The 25397-nt window shown below is 43.8% G+C and carries 18 protein-coding genes, 3 rRNA genes and 1 other RNA gene; 20 read left to right on the top strand and 2 right to left on the bottom strand.

Going from position 1 to position 25397, the window contains the following annotated elements; all coding sequences use genetic code 11:
• The first annotated feature begins 220 nt into the window (after window positions 1–220).
• The 13 genes from ACY8DT_RS05105 to ACY8DT_RS05045 all read left to right on the top strand — a co-directional run bounded on the left by ACY8DT_RS05105 (window position 221) and on the right by ACY8DT_RS05045 (window position 12712).
• Window positions 221–1117: a carboxypeptidase-like regulatory domain-containing protein gene (locus ACY8DT_RS05105; RefSeq protein WP_462421841.1), complete on the top strand. Its 897-nt coding sequence runs from the start codon at window positions 221–223 to the stop codon at window positions 1115–1117.
• Window positions 1118–1358: 241 nt separating this feature from the next.
• Window positions 1359–2810: a PTS system trehalose-specific EIIBC component gene (treP, locus tag ACY8DT_RS05100; RefSeq protein ID WP_462421840.1), complete on the top strand. Its 1452-nt coding sequence runs from the start codon at window positions 1359–1361 to the stop codon at window positions 2808–2810.
• Between the two features lie 19 nt (window positions 2811–2829).
• Window positions 2830–4467 carry an alpha,alpha-phosphotrehalase gene (gene treC / locus ACY8DT_RS05095; protein WP_462421839.1) on the top strand — a complete coding sequence of 546 codons (1638 nt, stop codon included), beginning with the start codon at window positions 2830–2832 and terminating at the stop codon, window positions 4465–4467.
• 50 nt (window positions 4468–4517) lie between these two features.
• Window positions 4518–5246 (top strand): trehalose operon repressor, encoded by a 729-nt coding sequence (gene treR, locus ACY8DT_RS05090; protein ID WP_462421838.1) that lies wholly within the window; start codon window positions 4518–4520, stop codon window positions 5244–5246.
• Window positions 5247–5290: 44 nt separating this feature from the next.
• Window positions 5291–5556, top strand: an RNA gene (gene ffs / locus ACY8DT_RS05085) — signal recognition particle sRNA large type.
• A gap of 115 nt (window positions 5557–5671) precedes the next feature.
• A complete protein-coding gene (gene dnaX, locus ACY8DT_RS05080; RefSeq protein ID WP_462421837.1) occupies window positions 5672–7318 on the top strand; it encodes a DNA polymerase III subunit gamma/tau in 1647 nt (548 codons plus the stop codon).
• 71 nt (window positions 7319–7389) lie between these two features.
• Window positions 7390–7713: a YbaB/EbfC family nucleoid-associated protein gene (locus tag ACY8DT_RS05075; protein ID WP_052255014.1), complete on the top strand. Its 324-nt coding sequence runs from the start codon at window positions 7390–7392 to the stop codon at window positions 7711–7713.
• A gap of 1 nt (window position 7714) precedes the next feature.
• Window positions 7715–8311, top strand: a complete 597-nt coding sequence (gene recR, locus ACY8DT_RS05070) for a recombination mediator RecR (protein WP_462421836.1) — start codon at window positions 7715–7717, stop codon at window positions 8309–8311.
• 226 nt (window positions 8312–8537) lie between these two features.
• Entirely contained in the window at window positions 8538–8981 is a 444-nt protein-coding gene (locus tag ACY8DT_RS05065; RefSeq protein ID WP_462421835.1) for a MarR family winged helix-turn-helix transcriptional regulator, read from the top strand.
• A 75-nt stretch (window positions 8982–9056) separates the two neighbouring features.
• Window positions 9057–10016 (top strand): ring-cleaving dioxygenase, encoded by a 960-nt coding sequence (locus tag ACY8DT_RS05060; RefSeq protein WP_462421834.1) that lies wholly within the window; start codon window positions 9057–9059, stop codon window positions 10014–10016.
• Between the two features lie 32 nt (window positions 10017–10048).
• Entirely contained in the window at window positions 10049–10942 is an 894-nt protein-coding gene (locus ACY8DT_RS05055) for a VOC family protein (protein WP_462421833.1), read from the top strand.
• 12 nt (window positions 10943–10954) lie between these two features.
• Window positions 10955–11566, top strand: coding sequence for a flavin reductase family protein (locus tag ACY8DT_RS05050; protein ID WP_462421832.1), 612 nt, complete (start codon window positions 10955–10957; stop codon window positions 11564–11566).
• A 240-nt stretch (window positions 11567–11806) separates the two neighbouring features.
• Window positions 11807–12712 (top strand): AEC family transporter, encoded by a 906-nt coding sequence (locus ACY8DT_RS05045; protein ID WP_462421831.1) that lies wholly within the window; start codon window positions 11807–11809, stop codon window positions 12710–12712.
• Between the two features lie 66 nt (window positions 12713–12778).
• On the opposite strand, the gene ACY8DT_RS05040 is transcribed toward ACY8DT_RS05045, so the two are convergent.
• Entirely contained in the window at window positions 12779–13189 is a 411-nt protein-coding gene (locus ACY8DT_RS05040; RefSeq protein WP_462421830.1) for a peptidase associated/transthyretin-like domain-containing protein, read from the bottom strand.
• A 311-nt stretch (window positions 13190–13500) separates the two neighbouring features.
• Window positions 13501–14886 (bottom strand): DHA2 family efflux MFS transporter permease subunit, encoded by a 1386-nt coding sequence (locus ACY8DT_RS05035; protein WP_462421829.1) that lies wholly within the window; start codon window positions 14884–14886, stop codon window positions 13501–13503.
• 735 nt (window positions 14887–15621) lie between these two features.
• Here ACY8DT_RS05035 and ACY8DT_RS05030 point away from each other — a divergent pair.
• From ACY8DT_RS05030 to ACY8DT_RS05000, 7 genes are all read left to right on the top strand, one after another.
• Window positions 15622–17171: ribosomal RNA gene (locus ACY8DT_RS05030) — 16S ribosomal RNA — on the top strand.
• A gap of 227 nt (window positions 17172–17398) precedes the next feature.
• Window positions 17399–20285 (top strand): 23S ribosomal RNA (locus tag ACY8DT_RS05025).
• A 181-nt stretch (window positions 20286–20466) separates the two neighbouring features.
• Window positions 20467–20581 (top strand): 5S ribosomal RNA (gene rrf, locus ACY8DT_RS05020).
• The 16S, 23S and 5S rRNA genes sit together here, the layout of an rRNA operon.
• Window positions 20582–20857: 276 nt before the next feature.
• On the top strand, window positions 20858–22381 hold the full coding sequence (locus ACY8DT_RS05015) for a hypothetical protein (protein ID WP_462421828.1): 1524 nt from the start codon (window positions 20858–20860) through the stop codon (window positions 22379–22381).
• Between the two features lie 28 nt (window positions 22382–22409).
• Window positions 22410–23630: an ABC transporter permease gene (locus ACY8DT_RS05010; protein ID WP_462421827.1), complete on the top strand. Its 1221-nt coding sequence runs from the start codon at window positions 22410–22412 to the stop codon at window positions 23628–23630.
• Window positions 23627–24751 carry a hypothetical protein gene (locus ACY8DT_RS05005; protein ID WP_462421826.1) on the top strand — a complete coding sequence of 375 codons (1125 nt, stop codon included), beginning with the start codon at window positions 23627–23629 and terminating at the stop codon, window positions 24749–24751. The genes ACY8DT_RS05010 and ACY8DT_RS05005 overlap by 4 nt, the downstream gene beginning before the upstream one ends.
• On the top strand, window positions 24738–25385 hold the full coding sequence (locus ACY8DT_RS05000) for an ABC transporter ATP-binding protein (protein ID WP_462421825.1): 648 nt from the start codon (window positions 24738–24740) through the stop codon (window positions 25383–25385). Before ACY8DT_RS05005 ends, ACY8DT_RS05000 begins: the two co-directional genes overlap by 14 nt.
• Window positions 25386–25397 lie beyond the last annotated feature (12 nt).

Below are 25397 nucleotides of genomic sequence, written 5' to 3'. Positions count from 1 at the left end.
AGTTGTATTGTTGAATGAATACTGTAACCGTGAAGCTTTAGATCATTATATGATAAAGAATGGATCAATTAAATTGCGATATTATTTATGTAATGCCAGTGACAATTTATGTTATATTTAATGTGATAATGTACAACTTAACGAAGGAGTGGGGAACATCAAGTTTAAGCTGCTTTTTATAATATCCAGTCTTTTTTTGGCACTATTGCCGGTCAGCGTAATGGCAAACACATTGCAACCCGGTCAGAACTTCAATAATGAAAATACCGAAGAACAAAATGACTCAATGAATGATGAACGGGGACAACAGCAAAATGATTACTCTGAATCGTCAGGAGAGAATGGCTGGACAGAGTCCGAAGAATCATATGATAACGAGAATAACAATAATTGGAATAATAACAACTATAACGACAATAATAATTGGAATAATGACAATTATGATAACAATGAGAATTATTACAATAATGAAGGCGGCAATCGGGGTCCAGAACAGGTACCTGCAGAAAACTATGAGGAACCTGTACAGGAAGAACCAGTTATCGAAGAGCCGGTTGAACCTGAGCCTGAATATGAAGAACCGGTCATTGAGGAACCGGTTGAAGAAGTGCCGGTGATGGAAGAACCTGTGGAAGTTGTGGAACCTGAACCGACTGTCGATGTTAATACTTTAGATGCCGGGACTTTCTCCATTTCCGGTGAAGTGGTTGATGAAGACGGCGGGGGAATCGAGGGTAATGAACTTATATTAAGCGGAGAATCGTTTGACGAACAGAGTGTTGTTACCGATGATGACGGCAGCTTTCTATTCGAAGAAGTTCCGTCAGGCGATTATCAGATAGAAGTCACTGCGGCTGAAGGTTATGAAATCTCCGAATCAACTTTGGACGTGGAAGTGACAGACCGCAGTAAAAGAGGCTTAAAAATCATTTTAAATGAAGTTGAAGAAGAGGAAGCGGTTGAAGAAAATTCAGAGACTGTTGAAACGAATGAGGATGTCATGGCAGTGGAGACGGGGACTTTAAGTACCATGGACTGGACTTTGATCGGCACAGGCATTGTTTTCGCCTTAATCAGTTTATTCGTACTATTATTCAAAAAAGTGAGAAATAATTAAAATAGTATGTTTTAACTCATAAAAATGTGGTATATATTAATTAACTGATAATAATAATAAATATTTCCTATCCTAAAATTACACCGGAATCAGCAGCTGCTGCTTCTGGTGTTTTTTTGTGTTATAAAATATAATTGAATTATGATGGAATATTTTGAATATACAAAAATTGGCGGTGGGTTTTCTTGTCATCGTTGTCTATACATGATAAAGTTTTTATATAAATAAAGGGGTGAGTGGCATGGCAGTAAATCGTGATGATGTAAAGAAGATAATCGAAGCACTCGGTGGAAAAGAAAACGTTAATGCAGCCACGCATTGTGTGACGAGGCTGCGTCTGGCATTGGATGATGAGAGTAAAGTGGACAAAGAAAAACTGGACTCTATCGATCTTGTAAAAGGGTCGTTTGCCGCGAACAACCAGTTCCAGGTGGTTATCGGCCAGGGGACGGTGGATGAAGCGTTTAAAATCTTTGAAGAAGAGACGGGTAAAGGCGGCGGTTCCAAAGATGAAGTGAAGGAAGCTGCTGCAACTAAGATGAATCCATTGCAGCGGTTCATCAAAATGCTGGGGGATATCTTCATCCCGATTTTACCAGCGATTGTTACAGCAGGTCTTCTGCTCGGTCTGAACAACCTGCTTACTTTGGAGGGCCTGTTCTTTGAAGCTGATTCTGTGATTACACGTTTCCCTGGCGTGGAAGGTATTGCGAGCATGGTCAACTTCATTGCCGTTGCACCATTCATCTTCCTTCCTGTGCTGATCGGCTGGTCTGCGATGAGGGTGTTCGGGGGAAATCCGCTGCTCGGTATAGCACTTGGTGTGGCACTGTGTCACCCGGATCTTACGAGCCAATACGGGCTTTTCGACAGTGAGGCCGGAGAACTGGCAGAGATCCCGACTTGGAATGTGTTCGGTCTGGAAGTACAGCAATTGAACTATCAGGGGCAGGTCCTGCCTGTTCTTGTGGCGACGTGGGTGCTTGCCAAAGTTGAAAATTTCCTGAATAAGCGTGTCCCTGACATGTTTAAACTGCTTGTTGTTGCACCGGTCGCACTGGTTGTTGTCGGAATTCTTACTTATACAATAATAGGTCCGATTACTTTATGGGGCAGTACGCTTGTTACAGATGCTATCATCTGGTTGTTCGAAACAGCGGGTATTCTGGGTGGAGCTGTATACGGCCTGTTCTATGCACCGCTTGTAATTACCGGGATGCACCATATGTTCCTGGCAGTCGACCTGCAGCTTATAGGTACGACGGGGTCTACATTCTTATGGCCTATCCTTGCGATTTCAAATATTGCGCAAGGTTCTGCAGCATTTGGTGCATGGATGGTCTACCGTAGAAATAAAAAGAAAAAAGAAGAAGGTCTGGCGATGACTTCAGGAATCTCGGGCTGGCTCGGTGTCACTGAACCTGCGATGTTCGGTGTGAACCTGCCGCTTAAATATCCATTCGTTGCCGCGATACTGACGACCTCTGTCGTCGGGGGTCTGTTCGGTGCCAATATGCTGACAGCATACAGTGTCGGTGTCGGTGGTGTGCCGGGAGTCATCTCGATTACAGAAGGTTTCTGGCTGCTGTTCTCTATCGGCATGCTGATTGCAATCGTAGTGCCGTTTGTACTAACACTTGTGTTCTCGAAGTTTGCAAAAAATCAAGCAAAAGATATGGTTGACGTAGACTAACTTAAAAGGAGTTTTGACAGTGGCTGTTTCAGATTGGAAAAAGTCGGTTGTGTATCAGATCTATCCAAAATCATTCAACGATTCGAATGGTGATGGTACAGGCGATATTCAAGGCATTATTCAAAAACTGGATTATTTACAATTGCTCGGGGTGGATTATATATGGCTGACGCCTGTATACGAATCCCCGATGAATGATAATGGTTACGATATCAGTAACTATTATGAAATCAATCCTCAGTTCGGCACGAAGGAAGATTTGCAGGAACTGCTTGATGAAGCGCATAAAAGAGATTTGAAAGTTATGATGGATCTGGCATTCAATCATACTTCGACTGAACATCCGTGGTTCGTAGAGTCCAGAAAATCAAAAGATAATCCATACCGCGATTATTATATATGGAAGGACGGAACATATGATACGCCGCCGACGAACTGGGAATCAAAATTCGGCGGCAATGCGTGGGCTTACGATGATGACACGAACCAATATTATTTAAGACTGTTTGATATTACTCAGGCAGATCTTAACTGGGAAAATGAGAAGGTCCGTCATGAAATTTATGACATGATCAATTACTGGATAGACTTTGGCATAGACGGCTTCAGGTTTGATGTAGTGAATCTGCTCTCTAAAGGAGAATTCAAAAACTCGGACGGAGCGGGCAAAGAATTCTATACGGACGGTCCTCGGATTCATGAGTACATCCATGAAATGAATCGACAGACCTATGGTGATAAAGAAGTGATGACTGTCGGAGAAATGTCATCGACGACAATCGACCACTGTATCAAATATACAAATCCAAAGAGACAGGAGCTGAACTCTGTTTTTAATTTCCATCATTTAAAAGTGGATTACCCGAATGATGAAAAATGGACGAAAGCATCTTATGATTTTATTCAGCTGAAAGAGACGTTAATGAAGTGGCAGCTCGGCATTTATGAAGGTGATGGCTGGAATGCGATTTTCTGGTGCAATCATGATCAGCCGAGAGTCGTGTCGCGCTTTGGTAAAGATGATACTGAGGAAAACCGTCAGCGGAGCGCAAAGATGCTTGCAATCTCACTGCACGGCCTGCAGGGCACACCTTATATTTTTCAGGGTGAAGAACTCGGCATGACCAATCCGGGCTTCAGCCGCATCGATCAGTACCGGGATGTCGAAAGTTTAAATGCCTACGATATGCTTAGAGATAAAGGATTGTCGTATCAGGAAGTCATTGAGATATTAAAAGAAAAGTCCAGAGATAACGCCCGTACACCTATGCATTGGGATGACAGCAGAAATGGCGGATTTACCGACGGAGATCCATGGATTGAAGTGGCGGGAAATTATTCTGAGATCAATGCTGAAAAAGCTGTTGAAGATAATAATTCAGTATTCTATACTTATAAAAAGCTTATTGATTTACGCCACAATATGGAAATATTGACAACAGGTGATATCAGGCCTTTATTGATGAAGGATAAGGACTTGTTCGCCTATGAAAGAACCCTCAGCGGCGAGTCGCTCCTCGTCATTTCAAACTACAGCGACAAGATGATACCTTACCCTGAAGATGTCGATACAGGCGGTGAAATTTTAACCTCAAATTACGATAATCAAATATCGGAACTGAGACCTTTTGAAACGATGATGATTTACAGGAAATAACTGTTACAATTGAAACAACGGTTTAAAATTGAATTGACTAAGGTGACGCTATGAATTTAAATAAGTACAATCAAATTTATCAATCTTTATCGAGTGATATCGTTGAAGGTAAATATGAAGCGGGGGATATTCTGCCGTCTGAACATAAGCTGCTGAAGAGTTTCGGCGTTTCCAGGGAAACGGTGAGAAAAGCGTTGAATCTTCTGCAGGAGAACGGATATATTCAGAAGATGAAGGGTAAAGGTTCCGTTATCATATACAATCCTTCAATGAACCTGACAGTGTCTCACTTAACGAGTTTCAAAGAAGTTCAGGAACAGCAGGAGAAAATATACACTACAAATGTTTACAGTTTAGAGAGATTCCGTGCGGATGAATTTCCGAATGTCCAGGAGTCGTTAAACCTGAATGGTGACACTTTGGTATGGCAGCTGATCCGTCAAAGGCTGTATGAAGGTAAGACGCATATCATAGATACCGATTATTTCATGTATGACATGATGCCCGGTCTGACTGAAGAAATAGCCGAAGGCTCCATATATGAATATATAGAAGAGAGATTGGGCCACAAAATCTCATATTCCCAAAAAGAGATTACATTCAGTCCGATGACCGAACTGGATATAACATTGTTCGGGCCGGTCCAGCCGCCATATACGGCAAATGTCAAATCGGTTGTACATTTGAGTGATGCCACACCTTTCCAGTGCAATGTATCAAAACACCTGGCAAGTGAGTTTAAATTCGTCGATTTTTCAAGAAGATTTACGGGTGAGTAAAAATTCCTTGCAACATAAATTCAATTTTGTTATTATGTAAGATACCGTGCTAAGCGGGGAATTAGCGGTGCCCTGTACTTGCAATCCGCTCCAGCAAGGCTGAATCCCGCTTCTGAGGAAGTCAGTGTGAAGACTGCCTTAATCTCATCGGTGTTGAGACTTCGGTCCTATGCAATGGGACGTCATGAATCATGTCAGGTCCGGAAGGAAGCAGCATTAAGTGACCCATCCCATGTGCCGTAGGGTTGCCGAGGTTGAGCTGATGTTTTAAGTAACGTTTGTTCTGATCTTTCGAGGAAGCGGTGCACGGCTACATATATGAGACTGTATCTATATTTATAGATACAGTCTTTTTTAATTCGTAAAAGATATGTTATTAATGTTATAATAGTGAACGATATCAGAAAATGTGGAGGTGCCGCTGAATGGAGTATCAAGCGTTATATCGTGCATTTCGGCCCCAGAGTTTTACAGACGTCGTCGGGCAGAAACATGTGACTAAAACATTAAAAAATGCAATCATCAGAAATAAGGAATCACATGCTTATTTATTCAGTGGACCGAGAGGGACGGGTAAAACAAGTATCGCGAAAATCTTTGCGAAAGCACTGAACTGCCAGTTTGGCGAGGAGGGCGAACCGTGCAATGAATGTGATGTATGCATCAGCATTACTGACGGCAGTGCCAATGATGTGATAGAAATTGATGCTGCGAGTAATAACGGTGTCGATGAAATCAGAAGCCTGAGAGAGAAAGTGAAGTATGCCCCTTCACTTACGCAATATAAAGTGTATATCATAGACGAGGTGCATATGCTGACGACCGGCGCATTCAACGCACTGCTCAAAACATTGGAAGAACCGCCGGACCATGCAATATTCATCCTTGCAACAACAGAACCTCATAAAATACCGGCAACAATCATTTCACGCTGTCAGAGATTCGATTTTAAAGCGATTGAAAATAATGAAATTATTGAGCGCCTGAAATATGTAGCAGATTCCGAGTCGATCGAATACAATGACGAAGCGCTTGACTACATCTCAAGAACAGCTGAAGGCGGGATGCGTGACGCCTTGAGTATCATGGATCAGGTCATCGCCTACAGCAATGATATCATCACATTGGATGATGCAGTGATGATCACCGGCGGCATCAAGCAGGATGCTTTGAATGAGTGGCTGAAACTCATTGAAAATAAAGACTCGAGAGCAGCTTTCATACAGTATCATCAATTTATCGACGAGGGTAAAGACCCGACCCGTCTGATTCATGAGCTGGTTTATTACATCAGGGATATCATTCTTATGAAGCATTCTAATGAGATGAATGAAGATATTGCATTTTACAATGTTGAAGATAAAGTGCTTTATGAAATGATTGATGTTTTGAATGATGCGATGGTCATGATGAGGTTTTCCGTAAATACGAGTGTCCATCTTGAAGTGGTCATCGTGAAGTTGATTGAAGTGTTGTCAAAACACAATAATGTAGTGGAAGCCCCTGAAGTGGACCTGTCTCATATCGAAGAGAAGTTGAGTGAACTTGAACGCAGGCTGGAACAGGCCCAGCTCGCACCGCAGTCAAACAGCGATGCGAGAAAGTCTCAGAGTAAACGCTCGAGCGGTAAAGGATACTCGATCAGCCAGATTGAAAAAGTGCTGGATAAGGCCAACAAGGAAGATATTGTTAAGCTGAAAGACGGATGGCCGCAGGTGTATCAATATGTGGAAGAGAAGAAATTCCATGCTTTAAGGTCACTGATCAAAGATTCGGAACCCGTGGCAGCGAGTGATACACATGTACTGATCAAGTTTGATAACGATGTACATTCAGAACTCATCAATAACGACGATAAGAAAAAGCAGGAACTGGAAGCGGTCATTCCGACCATAATCGGCAAGGAAGTCCAGGTCGTCGGTGTGCCTCAATCGAGCTGGCAGCAGGTGAGAGCAGACTACATCAAAGAAAGAAAATCGAACAAAAATCAGGAAACGAAAACTGATGAGAAAAAGCCATCCGATGTTGCGAGGGAACTGTTCGACAGCAGTATAGTGGAAACTAGGGATTAATAAAGGTTTATAGTATAATAATAATCATATATAATGGATAAATGAAAATTAAATTTTTGGAGGAATTATAAATGCGCGGTGGAATGAATAACATGCAAGGCATGATGAAGCAAATGCAGAAAATGCAAAAGAAAATGGAAGAAGAGCAGGAAAAGCTGAAAGAAGAAACCGTTGTAGGCTCAGCTGGCGGCGGCATGGTCAAAGTGACTGTATCCGGCCAGAAAGAAATCATGGATGTTGAAATCAGTGAAGAAGTTGTAGATCCTGAAGATATTGAAATGCTGCAGGACCTGGTTGTTGCTGCAACGAACGAAGCGATGACTAAAGCGGATGAACTGATGAGTGACCGTTTAGGTAAACACACTAAAGGTTTAAACATTCCAGGAATGATGTAATATGCATTATCCTGAACCAATTTCAAAGCTCATTGACAGCTTCATGAAATTGCCGGGCATTGGGCCGAAAACAGCCCAGCGTCTGGCATTTTATGTTTTGAACATGAATGAAGAGGACGTCGTTGCTTTTTCGCGCAGCCTGATGGAAGTGAAAAGAGAATTGCAGTTCTGTTCAGTGTGCGGTCATATCACTGATGTGGACCCGTGTTATATATGTTCGGATAAATCAAGGGACAGAAGCGTCATCTGTGTCGTCCAGGATACAAAGGACGTCATCGCAATGGAGAAAATGCGGGAATACCGTGGCATGTACCACGTCCTGCATGGTGCAATCAGCCCGATGGACGGTATCGGACCTGAAGATATCAATATCCCGCCGCTGCTGGAACGCCTGAAAGATGAAGAAGTCCAGGAATTGATTCTTGCGACCAATCCAAACATCGAAGGTGAGTCCACAGCGATGTACATTTCAAGACTCGTCAAACCGATCGGTCTGAAAACGACAAGACTTGCCCACGGGCTGCCTGTCGGCGGGGATCTGGAATATGCAGATGAAGTAACATTGTCCAAAGCGATAGAGTATCGTACAGAATTATAAGAGTATATCTGAAAGAGTGCCACCACATGTGATTGTGATGGCACTCTTTTCTATGTCTGGCCATCCCTTTACGCCAAGTGGACATTTTCATTTGTAAGTCAAAAAAATATTCACTTTTTCAAACCTGTCTCTTGACTCTCGTTTATATCTGTCATATGATAAATCTCGAAAGTGAATAGATTAAATTTAATATAATTAAATTAGAACTAAAAGGGTGTGCGTTGCTTTGGAAGAAAAGGATCCGCGTATTAAAGCTTTTACGGTATTCATGAAATCTTCCCAGTCAGTTCAAAAGCTCATCAAACAGGATTTTCTCAAAAAAGAAATCAATTTGAACGAATATGCGGTGATGGAACTGCTCTATCATAAAGGCGATCAGCCGATCCAGTCGATTGGCAGGCGTATCCTGCTGGGGGCCGGCAGCATCACTTATGTCATCGATAAACTTGAGGACAAAGGCTTCTTATATAGAAGACCATGCCCGGAAGACCGCCGGAAAATGTTTGCCTGCATTACAGAAGCGGGTAAGGAATATATGGACACCCGGGTTGCCCAGCAGGAGCATTTGATCAATTCGATTTTTGATGAGTGGAACGATGGTGAAGTAGAAGATGCGATCAATTTATTGAAGCGTATCGGCACCCATGCAGAGCTTCTATTGGAAAAGTAAAGTTTATATCTTTGGTATAAGCTTAAAATTAGAACTAATATCTCGAATTGGAGATAATAAATTTGGAGGATATATATGACTACAGAATTATTAGGCATTCATCACGTAACGGCAATGACAGATGATGCGGTGAGAAACTATGAATTTTTTACAAATATACTTGGAATGCGTCTTGTTAAGAAGACCGTGAACCAGGATGATATACAGACATATCATACTTTTTTTGCGGATGATGTCGGGTCTCCGGGGACGGACATGACATTCTTTGATTTTCCGAACAATCCTAAAGGCATCCGCGGCACGAACTCAATTTCAAGGACAGGTCTTCGGGTGCCGGATGATGCAGCACTGGAATATTACCTGGAACGTTTTAATGAATTCGGTGTTAAGAATGAAGGTATTAAAGAGTTGTTTGGCAAAAAGGTATTACCTTTTGAAGAGTCGGACGGTCAGAGATACCAGCTTTTCTCAGATGAAAATAACGAAGGTGTAGAACCGGGTACACCTTGGAAAAATGGACCTGTTCCGGAAGATAAAGCGATATACGGACTGGGACCGATTGAAATAACGGTAAGCTACTATGATGATTTCAAGCAGGTATTGACATCAATATATGATATGAAACCGATCATTGAGGAAGATGATGTGACCGTGTTTGAAGTCGGTGCCGGCGGTAACGGCGGTCAGGTCATCTTGAGAAAAGATGAGACGAAACAGGGACAGCAGGGCTACGGAGAAGTTCACCATGTTTCCTTCAGAGTGGAGGACCATGCTGCGATCAAGGCATGGGAAGAGAAGTACAATGAACTTGGTGTCGGTCATTCCGGCAATGTGGACAGATTCTACTTTGAAGCTTTATATGCGAGAGTCGGACATATCTTAATAGAACTATCCACTGACGGGCCAGGATTCATGGGTGATGAACCGTATGAAACACTTGGCGAGAGTCTGGCGCTTCCGCCGATGCTTGAACCAAAGCGTGAGCAGATTGAGGCCCAGGTCCGTCACTTTGATACAGCGCGTACAGATAAATAATAATAATATATGATAAATCGGGAGATGAAAGTATGGAAGCTATTCAAAGGATTCACCATATTACAGCGATTGTAGGAGATCCAAACGAAAATTTGAAATTTTACAGAGATGTTTTAGGTCAGAGATTAATCAAGCAGACAGTGAACTTTGACGATAATGGAGTGTATCATCTGTATTTTTCGGATGAAGATGTGACGCCGGGAACGGTAATCACTTTCTTCCCCTGGACGAACGATAACGTTGGCCGAAAAGGCAGCGGCCAGGTCGGCAGAATCGCTTACAGAGTGCCTAAAGGCAGCATTGATTACTGGAAGAACCGTTTGGCCGATCATGGTGTGGAGATTAAAGAAACCGAATTTTTTGGAGCAAAGACTTTAGAATTCAGTGATGTCCACGCACTCGATCTTGCGATTGTTGAAGGTACGGAAACTGCTGACAGCAATGGCATCATAGGATTTCACGGTGCAGAACTGTTATCCGGCGATCCTGATGGAACTAAAGAATTGCTGACAGGAAAAATGGGGTTGAATGAAATAAATATAAATGATAGTAATCAGCACTTTGAAACTGTGGGCGCAGAAAAGCATCATATCATCACTTCATTACCACCAGAGCCAAGAGGACGGTTCGGCATTGGAACTGTCCACCATATCGCATGGTCTGTACCGGATTTGGATGTTTTAAAAGAATGGCAGAGTGCACTGACTGAAGACGGATTCGGTGTAACGGAAGTCAGGGACAGGAATTATTTCAAATCGATTTATATTGGTGAAAAGGGCAATGTGGTATTTGAATTCGCAACTGACGGACCCGGATTTGATGTCGATGAAGATAAATCAGAACTCGGCACTTCACTGAAACTTCCGGAGCAGTATGAACATTTAAGACCGGAATATGAGAAGTCACTGCCTAAACTGGATATATAAGGAGCGGATATCATGCTCGATTTTTCCCCTGGACAACTGACAGATAAAGAGAAGAAGAAGTTTTTAATCGGCTCGGTCATCCCGAGACCGATCGCACTAGTATCGACAATATCCGATGACCATGTCGTAAATGTGGCGCCGTTCAGCTATTTCAACATTGTCACTTATAATCCGCCGATGCTTTCTGTAGCAGTACAGCGTGCGGATGGTGAGAGTAAAGATACGGCAAAGAATGTACTAAATAGCAGAGAGGCCGTGCTCCATATCGTGGATGAGGATAATGTCGAACAGGCGAATAAGACTTCTGCACCGCTCTCGAGAGATGAAAGTGAACTTGATATTTCAAGTTTTACTACAGTGGACTCCAAAGTTGTGAAAGTGCCCGGATTAAATGAAGCAAAAGTAAGATATGAAACAGAATTGTATCAAAATGTGGTGATATATAATGAAGAAAATATTCCAACGACGGATTTGCTGCTGTTAAAAGTGAAGCATTATCACATCGATTCGGATATTTATCACAACGGTTATATCGACCCTTTAAAACTTAAAGCAGTCAGCAGACTCGCTGGAAATGATTATGCCGACATCGGCGATATTTTTACCGTAGAACGACCGGAATAATAAAAAGAATAATGGAAAGTGAGCATTTCAGTTGAAGGTGCAGTGAAACATCAGGCAGCGCGTACAGTAACGGTGGCGGAATGGGTTAAGAACGGCATCAACAACTAAATCATAAATTATTTGAAGCCTGGCTGTAATCAGTCAGGCTTTTTTATATGTAAGGGTACCTTTATCTGAAAATTTCATCTATCATAGGAGTATGACAACGTCGTTTATTATGACAGAAAGAAGTGTGACTTCATGGATTTAATAATGATCATATTACCGGTCTTCCTGATTTTTGGGGTGGGTTACCTTTCAGATAAAATACTTAAATTTGATATTAAATCAATTTCATCAATGTCTTTATATATATTACTGCCCATCCTTACATTCAATACCTTCTATCGGAATGAACTGACGATTGATTATTTGTATGTATTTTTGTTTACCTTTTTGCTGACTGGGATTTTACTTGTTATCACTATCATCTGGGGATATTTCATCAAATCCTCAAAGGAAGATATTTCAGCGATATTACTGGGGACCTTATTTCCGAACAGCGGTAACTACGGGACGCCGGTCGCACTCTTTGCGCTCGGGGCCACTGCGTTCGACTATGCGATCGTCTTAATGGTGCTTCATGGCTTTGTCATCAGTACGGTGGGGATATTTATCGCCTCTTTCGGCAGCGGTGCGACCATCACTGTAAAAGAAGCGGTGATAAATATATTTAAAATACCGGTCATTCACGGAGCGATTGTAGGTGTTGTTTTCCAGATGGCAAACATCCGGCTCGATCAGGGCATCCTGGATATTGTCGAAATGACCGGGAATGCCGCGATTCCTGTAGTCATGCTGATTTTAGGAATGCAGCTTGCGCGAATCACCAAAGAAAGTTTTGAAATTAAAGATGTGACTGCTGTTGTCTCCATCCGTATGGTGCTGTCACCGATCATTGCTGCGGCACTGGTCATGATCATGCCTGTGGATGAGACGATGAAAATGGTATTCATCCTGTTGAATGCAATGCCGGTCGCTGCTAACTCTACAATGCTTGCGGTCCAGTTTAATGTGAAGCCGAACGTCGTATCATTCTCAACATTGATCACGACGCTGATCAGTATACTGACGATACCGATATGCCTATATTTAATCGGCGTATAATTGAATGGAACAAAAATATCTCCATGGTTGACCTTGTGCGACCATGGAGATAAATTTAATTGATGATTATCTGTTCAACTGTAAATGTTCGCTCATTTTAAGTTCGCCTTTTGAAGCGGTGATATCGATGGACTCTCCTTCATTCATCAATGGGAGGCCGTTCAATTTATAGTAACCGCCTGCATCGGCTGTTGTGGTATATGTCCCGCCGTCGGGATAAGTCACTTCCACTTCTGCTTCTGGAAATGTACTGCCGAATATGGATGTTGCTTCGGATGTAGAGACGATGCTTGACTCCAAGTAAACCTCATCCAGTACAATACCCGTTTTCTCTTCGGCGTCGCCGGGCTCGACTCTGGCTTGGGCCGGCACAACATCAACACTGCTTACAAAAACGGAACAGATAAACATCAGACTGACAATTTTGGTAAAGAAACCATTGATGTTAATGTCATCCTCGGTATTCCGATTATTCATAGGGTCCACACTCCTGCTTCAGATTAAACTTAAAGATAAAATGTTTTGACGTAAGAATCAAGCGATAACAGGCTCTGTAACCGTATTATATTATTTCTGTAATATAGCGGACACTATTGGATATATATCAATAATAGGGGGGCGTTGCGGCCAGGTGCATCATGGCGGAAGACTTGCCGTCGGGCCCGATGATCATCTTTATATAACAGGGGGCTGCAGCTGAAAGGGTTCGTGATGTATAGGCTGCCGCTCGCTGACGTGGAATGAAAAACCATCTCTGCTCACTTTGACGTGCAGAGATGGTTTTTATTTTACTGATATCTGGATTTGTCCTTCAGCAGGAAAGTCAGTATGAAACCTATGAAAGCGAGAATGGCCATCACACCGAATGCATATGTTGTGCCCCAGTATGTGGCGACCGTCTCCGTTGCATCCATATTGACCACCGTAATGCTGATGATTGAAGTCAGTACAATGATGCCGAACGTCATGGCAAACTGCCGGATGGTATTGTTGATCGCAGAACCGTGTGGAATTTCATCATCGTCCAGTTCGGACATGCTTATCGTAACGAGCGGCATTAAGGTCAACCCGAAACCGAACATGAATATGCAGAAGTAACCCATGATGAAGTAGGGTGAGCTCTCCATGCCGACCGTGTTCAATAAAATAAGAGACAGGGTCGTCATTGCGAAACCTGTAATTGCAATCGTTCTTCCGCCGTACCGGTCATATAATGAACCGGAAACAAAAGTGATGACGGACAGCAGAATGGTTCCCGGCACTAATAAAAAGCCGGACAGGAATGCACTCGTACCGAGTACTGTTTGTGAAAACATGGGCAGTATCGTTTCTGTCGATAAGAGCAGCATCATATTGATGAAGATAAGGATCAGCGCGAGCGTGAAGGTTTTATTTCTGAATAAATTAAGGTTTAAAACAGGTGCCGGTAGTTTAAACTGCCTTGTGACAAAGAACCACAGCAGGAATAAACCGATAAGGATTGGTGCGAGAACCATCAGGTCCGTAAATCCATAAACACTCACATTGCTCAAACCGAATATGAATAACGAGAATCCGATCGCTGATAATATAATGGAAGTCATATCCAGACTGACTTCATTTTTCTTCAACACATTTTTCATCAGGAAAATTGCCAGAACCAAAGTGATGAGAACAAGTGGCAGGAGTACCCAGTGCAGTGAACGCCAGTCGAGCACATCGATGATCACGCCGGAAATCGACGGCGCTGAAGCGGGGGCGACATTTGTAACAGCACCGAGCATGCCCATTGCAAATCCCCGTCTGTGATATGGAAAGACAATTAACAATATCGTTTGAACGAGCGGCAGTATGATACCGGCTCCGACAGCCTGGATGACTCTTGAAAGAATCAGTACACCGAAGTTCGGAGACCACCCGCCGATGATTGTACCGACGACCATGCACGACATCGCGAAAACCACGAGCGCTTTTGAGGAAAAGGTCGTTGATAAATAACCGGACATCGGTATGAAAATGATGCTGGTCAATAAGAATGATGTCGTCAGCCACTGGACCTGTGTAGCGTTGATATCAAACTCTTCCATTATGGTAGGGAAAGCTGTTATCAGTAAAAATTGGCTGAATGTAAATAGAAAGGCTGCAGCCATAATGACTGCGACCACACCTTTCGACTCCACTTTTTCTTTTGCCATATCCATCACCCTCACTGATCTTTGTTTGACAACTACATTGTTTCATACTGGAAAACCCTGGTCAATGTTGTCATGACAGGGGTTTGACGATGTGCAGACCCGGATTGTGGAGAAACATCACTACTATATAGTAGGAACCGGATTACTGTATGAGTTGTTAAGCATGTCTGAAAGAGTACTATATATAGAGTGAACTATAATCATTTTAAAATTTAGAGCATTAGGGTTGCTTTTTAAAATAATACTGGTATAGTTGTAAGTCTAGTTCATTTCTCAGTGAAAAGAGATGCGGACTGGAACTTGCAAAAGAACACAGCGGACAATCGGCTGTTATTAAATAGTTCCTTCCTATAGTATACCTTTTAATAAAGAGTCGTATTCTAAAAGGGAAGCAGCGGAAAAGAATTTTAAAAGAATTTAATAAAACACTTGCATTATGTTTTGAAAGCCTGTATAGTTATTTCTTGTCGGGTCAAAACGAAACACCGATTGAACCGGCAGCTGCAAAAGCTAAAATAACAAACTTGAAAAAAGTTGCTTGCATTCGATAAGCTGGTATGTTATGATAGTAAAGCAGTCGAAAACGAGAACATTGAAAACTGAATGACAATATGTCAACGTTTAATTCCGATAAAGTTTCTATTATATAGGAACACAAGTTGAGGCGAACAACGGAACACGCAAACCGATGCTTCATGATTGAAGTATCACACCGAGCTCAAGATGAGCTTTCCATTTATGGAGAGTTTGATCCTGGCTCAGGATGAACGCTGGCGGCGTGCCTAATACATGCAAGTCGAGCGCGAGCGATTGGAGCTTGCTCCAATCAATCGAGCGGCGGACGGGTGAGTAACACGTAGGCAACCTACCCATCAGACTGGGATAACCACGGGAAACCGTGGCTAATACCGGATGATCCTTTGAGACACAAGTCTTAAAGTTGAAAGGCGCTTTTGGTGCCGTTGATGGATGGGCCTGCGGCGCATTAGCTAGTTGGTGAGATAGTGGCTCACCAAGGCGACGATGCGTAGCCGACCTGAGAGGGTGATCGGCCACACTGGGACTGAGACACGGCCCAGACTCCTACGGGAGGCAGCAGTAGGGAATCTTCCGCAATGGACGCAAGTCTGACGGAGCAACGCCGCGTGAGTGAAGAAGGGTTTCGGCTCGTAAAACTCTGTTGTTAAGGAAGAATGACACATGGAGTAACTGCCATGTGTGTGACGGTACTTAACCAGAAAGCCACGGCTAACTACGTGCCAGCAGCCGCGGTAATACGTAGGTGGCAAGCGTTATCCGGAATTATTGGGCGTAAAGCGCGCGTAGGCGGTTTCTTAAGTCTGATGTGAAAGCCCCCGGCTCAACCGGGGAGGGTCATTGGAAACTGGGGAACTTGAGTGCAGAAGAGGAGAGTGGAATTCCATGTGTAGCGGTGAAATGCGCAGAGATATGGAGGAACACCAGTGGCGAAGGCGGCTCTCTGGTCTGTAACTGACGCTGATGTGCGAAAGCGTGGGGATCAAACAGGATTAGATACCCTGGTAGTCCACGCCGTAAACGATGAGTGCTAAGTGTTAGGGGGTTTCCGCCCCTTAGTGCTGCAGCAAACGCATTAAGCACTCCGCCTGGGGAGTACGACCGCAAGGTTGAAACTCAAAGGAATTGACGGGGACCCGCACAAGCGGTGGAGCATGTGGTTTAATTCGAAGCAACGCGAAGAACCTTACCAAATCTTGACATCCTCTGACAGCCATAGAGATATGGTTTCCCTTCGGGGCAGAGTGACAGGTGGTGCATGGTTGTCGTCAGCTCGTGTCGTGAGATGTTGGGTTAAGTCCCGCAACGAGCGCAACCCTTAAACTTAGTTGCCAGCATTCAGTTGGGCACTCTAAGTTGACTGCCGGTGACAAACCGGAGGAAGGTGGGGATGACGTCAAATCATCATGCCCCTTATGATTTGGGCTACACACGTGCTACAATGGACAGGTTACAAAGGGCAGCAACGCCGCAAGGCCAAGCGAATCCCATAAAACTGTTCTCAGTTCGGATTGGAGTCTGCAACTCGACTCCATGAAGCTGGAATCGCTAGTAATCGTGGATCAGCATGCCACGGTGAATACGTTCCCGGGTCTTGTACACACCGCCCGTCACACCACGAAAGTCAGTAACACCTGAAGCCGGTGGGCCAACCTTTATGGAGGCAGCCGTCGAAGGTGGGATTGATGATTGGGGTGAAGTCGTAACAAGGTAGCCGTATCGGAAGGTGCGGCTGGATCACCTCCTTTCTAAGGATAATTACAGGAACGGGATTGACGTTTGATATATTGTATTCAGTTTTGAATGTTTTCTCATTGGAGAGGCATTCATATTAAAGATGTACATTGAAAACCGGATAGAGAAGCAAACAAAACAAATGATTTTAACCGAAATCAAAACAAGCGTAGAAAACCGAGAACAAAGAGTTCAAGATACACGCGATGTACTGTAACCAGTACACTCACAAATTCATTACGATTAAGTGATGAAGAGCGCACGGTGGATGCCTTGGCACTAAGAGCCGATGAAGGACGGAACCAACACCGAAATGCTTCGAGGAGCTGTAAGTAAGCTGTGAATCGAAGATGTCCGAATGGGGGAACCCAGCGTCTTATGGACGTTACCAATGCGTGAATACATAGCGCATTTGGAGGTAGACCCGGGGAACTGAAACATCTTAGTACCCGGAGGAAGAGAAAGTAAACACGATTCCCTGAGTAGCGGCGAGCGAAACGGGAAGAGCCCAAACCAGCTTCGGCTGGGGTTGTAGGACACCAATGTGGAAAGATAATGTTAGTCGAACCATCTGGAAAGATGAACCGGAGGGGGTAACAGTCCCGTAGACGAAAACGTTGTCGGCCCTAGGTGGATCCTGAGTACGGCGGAACACGAGAAATTCCGTCGGAATCCGGGAGGACCATCTCCCAAGGCTAAATACTTCTTAGTGACCGATAGTGAACCAGTACCGTGAGGGAAAGGTGAAAAGCACCCCGGAAGGGGAGTGAAATAGAACCTGAAACCGTGTGCTTACAAGTAGTCAGAGCCCGTTAATGGGTGATGGCGTGCCTTTTGTAGAATGAACCGGCGACTTACGATGATATGCAAGGTTAAGCAGTGAATGTGGAGCCGCAGCGAAAGCGAGTCTGAACAGGGCGCCATAGTATATCGTCGTAGACCCGAAACCAGGTGATCTACCCATGTCCAGGCTGAAGTCCAGGTAACACTGGATGGAGGGCCGAACCGACTTACGTTGAAAAGTGACCGGATGAGGTGTGGGTAGCGGTGAAATTCCAATCGAACCTGGAGATAGCTGGTTCTCTCCGAAATATATTTAGGTATAGCCTCATGAGAGCATCGTGGAGGTAGAGCACTGTTTGGACGAGGGGCCCATCCCGGGTTACCGAATTCAGACAAACTCCGAATGCCATAGATGCGCTTCATGGGAGTCAGACAGTGGGTGATAAGGTCCATTGTCGAGAGGGCAACAGCCCAGACCACCAGTTAAGGTCCCCAAATATATGTTAAGTGGAAAAGGATGTGGCGTTGCACAGACAACTAGGATGTTGGCTTAGAAGCAGCCATCATTTAAAGAGTGCGTAATAGCTCACTAGTCAAGTGACGCTGCGCCGAAAATGTACCGGGGCTAAACATATTACCGAAACTGTGGATCAATTTATTGATGGTAGGAGAGCGTTCTAAGTGCAGCGAAGCATGATCGTGAGGACATGTGGAGCGCTTAGAAGTGAGAATGCCGGTGTGAGTAGCGAAAGACGGGTGGGAATCCCGTCCACCGAATGACTAAGGTTTCCAGAGGAAGGCTCGTCCGCTCTGGGTTAGTCGGGACCTAAGCCGAGGCGAAGACGCGTAGGCGATGGATGACAGGTAGACATTCCTGTACCGGTGTATATTGTTCGAGTGATGTGGTGACGCAGGAGGATGGTCAGGCATGCCGATGGAAGTGCATGTCCAAGCAACGAGTGGTCAGGGTAGGCAAATCCGCCCTGTGTAACCGTGAGTTGTGACGGGGAGCCGAAATTTAGTAGGCGAAGCTGTTGATTCACACTGCCAAGAAAAGCTGCTAGCAAGATATATACCGCCCGTACCGTAAACCGACACAGGTAGTTGGGAAGAGAATTCTAAGGTGAGCGAGCGAACTCTCGTTAAGGAACTCGGCAAAATGACCCCGTAACTTCGGGAGAAGGGGTGCTCATAGAGATATGAGCCGCAGTGAATAGGCCCAAGCGACTGTTTATCAAAAACACAGGTCTCTGCCAAACCGAAAGGTGACGTATAGGGGCTGACGCCTGCCCGGTGCTGGAAGGTTAAGAGGCGCGCTTAGTTCTTCGGAACGAAGGTGCAAATTGAAGCCCCAGTAAACGGCGGCCGTAACTATAACGGTCCTAAGGTAGCGAAATTCCTTGTCAGGTAAGTTCTGACCCGCACGAAAGGCGCAACGATTTGGGCACTGTCTCAACGAGAGGCTCGGTGAAATCATATTACCTGTGAAGATGCAGGTTACCCGCGACAGGACGGAAAGACCCCGTGGAGCTTTACTGTATCCTGATATTGAATCTTGACATCCCCCGTACAGAATAGGTGGGAGCCTGTGAAGTGTGTACGCCAGTATACATGGAGGCGCCGGTGGGATACCACCCTGGTGATGTTGATATTCTAACCCACGCCCGTGATCCGGGCGGGAGACAGTGTCAGGTGGACAGTTTGACTGGGGCGGTCGCCTCCTAAAGAGTAACGGAGGCGCTCAAAGGTTCCCTCAGAATGGTTGGAAATCATTCACAGAGTGTAAAGGCATAAGGGAGCTTGACTGCGAGACCAACAAGTCGAGCAGGGTCGAAAGACGGACTTAGTGATCCGGTGGTTCCGCATGGAAGGGCCATCGCTCAACGGATAAAAGCTACCCCGGGGATAACAGGCTTATCTCCCCCAAGAGTTCACATCGACGGGGAGGTTTGGCACCTCGATGTCGGCTCGTCGCATCCTGGGGCTGTAGTCGGTCCCAAGGGTTGGGCTGTTCGCCCATTAAAGCGGCACGCGAGCTGGGTTCAGAACGTCGTGAGACAGTTCGGTCCCTATCCGTCGTGGGCGTAGGAAATTTGAGAGGCGCTGTCCTTAGTACGAGAGGACCGGGATGGACATACCCCTGGTGTACCAGTTGTCGTGCCAACGGCATTGCTGGGTAGCTATGTATGGACGGGATAAGTGCTGAAAGCATCTAAGCATGAAGCCCCCCTCAAGATGAGATTTCCCCAATAGATCCCTCAGAGATGATGAGGTAGATAGGTTCGGCGTGTACGTATGGCAACATACTCAGCGGACGAATACTAATCGATCGACGACTTATTCAAAGATTTGTACCGTGTAAAGGGTTTTTACACTTGTGTTTGTCTGCTTCTATCCGGTTTTGAGTGTATATCGATGACGTTCTTGCATTTCTAATGCTTAGAACGGCACAGATAGACATTCGTTCGACGGAGTCGAACATCCCAAAACTGTGATTACATTTCATGTATTCGACAGTCAACATTGTCTGGTAGTGATGGCGGAGAGGCCACACCTGTTCCCATGCCGAACACAGTCGTTAAGCTCTCCAGCGCCGATGGTAGTTGGACATTCGTCCCGTCAGAGTAGGACGCTGCCAGGCAAATATAAAGATCTAATCATTGAGATTAGGTCTTTTTTTATGTAGGTCTTTTTTTTTATGTCTGATTTTTGGTGTATCTTAAGAATATTATTATCATTGAAATCAGATTCACTTTGATTATCGCTATTCCTCTTTTTATATTGTATATATTGCGGAAGATAAAATTAGGCTAATTAAATTTATTCACACATTTAGTCTATTATTACCATCATATACATGCTAATTTTTATGTGGTAACATTAAATAAATTTCAAATTATTGTCTGGGGGAATAGTGTTGGGATCTAAATCTAAAATACCACTGATTTTAGGGGTGCTTGCAGGTGTACTATTATTGGCGGGTATTGGCGGCTTTGCAGCGTATCAATTCTTTGTGAATACACCAAAAAACAGTTATCTTCTTGCTGAAAAAGGAGAAATTGATTATTTTACTCAGGTTATTGAAGACCGTTTTGAAAATGAATTGGAATGGTATGAGCAGACTCAGACTAATGCGGTGGAGTCTAGTTATACTCTGTCTGCAGATGTTAGTGACCCTAGCTTAAACAGTATGGGACTAGAGCAGATGATCAACCAATCTGAAATCACTGTGGAAACTCAGCTTCATAAAGAAAATGAATATTCGTCGGCTGATATTTCGGGTGATATAACTGGTTTTAAATTTGAAGGATTATTTGCCTATATGGATGCTGATACAGCAGGTGTTACATTTCCATTTATCGAAGAGTATCTAACTTTGAATGAGACGGATGCAGTTTCTTTTATTAATACTATTGAACCTGGAAGTATGGAAGAGGATGCAGAAGTGGATTATTCGGATTTCTTTACAAGTGGTTCTTTAAGTGAGAAAGATATAGAGTACATACAGAGCGAATATACATCATTTGTCCGCGAAGAGCTTCCTGATGATGCTTTCAGTTCCGAGGATGAAGATATTACAGTAGCTGGAGAAGAAATCAGTGCTGAAAAACTCACGATGGCATTGAGTGAAGAACAGATCCAGGAATTTTTAAGCAATCTCTATACGAAGCTTGCTGATGATGAAGAACTGGCTGAAATGCTCAGAGTGGAATTCATGGCGAGCACTTCTTCCGATGAAGGGGAGGCATCCATCAGTGATTTCAACGAGACTTTGAGAGAAGCTGCTGAAGAAGTTCACGACCAGGAATTTCCTGACGGTTTGACTTCAGCAATATGGACAAATGACGATCATATTGTTAAGCGTGAATTCAATACAGCGTTTGTTGAGTCAGGAGAAACCGTGCCGATTGAAATCACTGGTGAAAAGGTGGTGACTGAGGGTGGAGAAGAATTTAATTATAAACTCCGTTCCGAAGGCGAAGGCATCGATATAGAAGCAGCACTCAATGAATCTGAAGACGGCTCGAGTGACTATATCGAGTTCAGTGAGACCGGCAGTTCGGAAATAATTAACCTGTCAATGGATAAGACAGCTGGAGAAACGGATGAGACAAATATTCAAGTTGATTTCCCTGCAGGCTTCGAAGGTGAAACGGTATCACTGTTCTGGGATATGGAGGGGACTTATGAAGGAGACCAGATGTCGCAGATTCATACATTATATGCCGATGACGGTGTGACCGTCTCGAAGGACAATTTCGCAGTAAACATTGACGTCACAGGTTCCACATTAAATCAAGTGGATAAACCTGAAGCTGCTGATACAGTTGATTTGGGCAGTATGGATGAACCTGAACTGGAGAGATATTTCAATGAGTTCGGTGAAAAGTTCTCAGAATGGATAGGAGAAAATTCCCCCGGCATGGAACAAGGATTTTAATAAAATTAATTGAAAGGGTGCATTAGCAATGAAAACATTGAAGCATATACTCGTGTTTCTGGCTAATGACATCAATAGAATGGGGAGGAAGTGGCTGTCACTTCCTCTTATTTATATTTCACCATTATTATTTGTCGGCCTGGTCATTTGGATGGCATCATTATTTTTTATGCCTGAGGAGGAAGAGCCGGTTTCTGTAGGTATTGTCAATCTTGACGACAGTGATGAAACGAGCCGGATTGTTTCATTACTTGTGGAGGCGACTGATGTTGATGCGGCCCTGACCCTTGTCGGACTTGAAGAAGAGGAAGCCTATAGACAGATTGAAAGTGATGATATCTCTGCGTACATCGTTTTTCCTGCTGGGTTTTTCACTAAAATGATCGAGGGGGAGGAAAGTCAGCTGAAAGTTGTCGGCAATCCCAACCGTATACTGGAAAGCCATGTCATCAACGAAATGATAGAGACAGTGGTCAGGCATATCCGGAATTCTCAGGCGAATATACTGACGATTAATCATTATGCCAAAGATTTTGGCATGGATGCAGATCAGCGTGAAGCGCTGATGATTGAACAATTCATCAATTTTTTCCTGCAGACTTTATCGAGCGGGACCATGATGGATGAATCTGAAAGAACACATCATATCTCATCAGGTTATGAATATTTCATCGTCAACGGCATGTTCATCATCATATCCATCTGGGTATTGATGACTCATCTGATACTTGTGCAGGATGTGAAACCTGAATTAAGAGAACGGATGAAGATGTTCGGTGTCACATATATGGCGGAAGGTACCGCAAAAACGATATTGACTTTTGCAGTGACACTTTTAATGAGTGTTTTATTATTATACATAGTCACCAGAACCGATGAACTGTATATTGCGGATGAGAATTTTATAAGAGTGACTGTTCTGCTCGCCTTATACATATCAGCCCTTGCTCTCGTATTTCTGCTCATCGACTGGCTGGTGCCTTCATCTAAAGTGATTTTGCTGGCAAAGGCTGCAGTTCTTTTCATTGTATTGTTATTTGCGGGTGCTTTAATACCGAGAATCTTCTTTCCGATTTATATGGATGGACTCTTTGATTACAGTATGAGTTATCAGGCTTTAAGCTGGATGGAGAATATCATGCTGGGCAGCCGTTTTTCATTTGAGTTCGATGTGTTGGTCGTTTCCATTATCATTTTATCGTTGATGACGATTGCTGCCGGTTTTTGGAAGGAGCGGAGAACTCAGTGAAAAAGATATTGATAACACGCTGGCTTCTGCTTAAGCCTGTAATGTGGAGAGTGTTGCTGTGGCTGTTTTTACCGCTTATTCTGACCGTTCTCATAACCAGTGCAGTGAACAGGACAAGTGATGATTTCAGAGTGCCTGTGGCAGTTGTAGTTGAAGATGGTGAAGGGGAAATAACCGATGATATTCTGATGTCATTGGAAAATAGTGAGTTTATCAGACTCGATAAGTTTAGTGGCAAAGATAGAAATCATGTGATTCATCAGCTGGAGCAGTTTAATTATGACAGTGTTTTCATACTCACGGAAAATTTCGAAAATAAAATGACGCATAACGAAAGGGATGATTTAATAAAGGCGCATTATACAGACAGGTCTTTATTTTACGTGCCGGTAAAAGAACAGCTGGCCTCGCTCGTACAGGAACATCTGGGAGTACTGGCTGTTTATGAGGAAGTCAATGCACTCGGTGATGAGTACGCTCCCGGGCAAGTCATTTCCGAAGAGGAAATAGCCGTTACGATCGAAAATACCCAGGAAGAAAATAATTTATTGACCCGGGAATTATCCTTCCTTGATACTGAAGTCATATCTGATTATGATGAATTACTGAACCCATGGATGGTGTGGGCATATTTGACGATCATGCTGTCAATTTTCATGTTTGATATGATTAACAAGGAGTATCATGGAAAAATTTCTGAGCGGTTCAAATTTACCGTCATTTCACATAAAATGTATTTACTGTACAGTTTGACAATGTATACAGCGGTTATGCTGATCATCGATGTGATGACATATTTACTGCTCAATGTAATTTTTGATGCGGATATCAGCCTGTTGAGCCTGTTTCTGTTCAGGATTTTCTGCAACATGCTGGGCTTTATTATTGCGGCAGCTGCAGGAAGCCCATTTGCCTTATACAGGCTCGGAATGATGGTGACGGCAGTGTTGCTGTCGGTGCACGCTGTGATGCCTCTTGCAGCGGATATGACCGTACAATGGCTGTATGTACATCTGCATCCTGTGGAGTCGCTGCTGGCAGGGTCTGTAAATATTCTGCTGCCGGTTTTACTGCTGATGATTGTCTTATGGAAAGGGCGTGGGGCCGTTGTTGAGAGTTGAAGCATTATATAAAAGTTATGGTAAAGAGGCTGTACTGGAAGATTTCAGTCTGCAGGCCGACAGGGGAGAAATCATCGGCCTCGTCGGTGAAAACGGAGCGGGGAAGTCCACTCTGTTAAAAATAATTGCAACATTGAACCGGCCGACAAGCGGGGAAGTGTATTTGGATGAGCACAGTTATGAAAACCATTATAAAAAACTGCGTCATAAAATAGGCTACGTGCCTCAGGAAGTGGAACTTTGGGAAGCGCTCACTGTTATGGAAAATATGAAGTTCTTTGAAAAGCTTTCACCTGTAAACCTTTCTGTCTCCGAATTGAAAGCACTCCTGTCAGAGTTGCATCTGGAAAAATATAATACGAAAGTGAACAGGCTGTCAGGCGGTATGAAGCGGAAATTGAATCTGGCAATCAGTCTGATTCATGAACCGGAACTTTTGCTCCTGGATGAACCGACAGCCGGCATAGACTTGAAATCCCGTATAGAAATCGGCAAATTTTTGAAGGGTCTGTCGGGTAAAGGGACATTGATCATTTATACTTCGCATGATATGACAGAGATTAAAGAACTTTGTGATCGTACAATATTTATAGGGAAAGATCCGTTTTATAAAAATATATTAGCAGCTGACTGAAAAGGTGATTGA

It is taken from the genome of Salinicoccus sp. Marseille-QA3875 (assembly GCF_054950095.1).
Note: the sequence above shows the minus strand (reverse complement) of the source record. Positions and strands in the feature narration are given on the sequence as shown.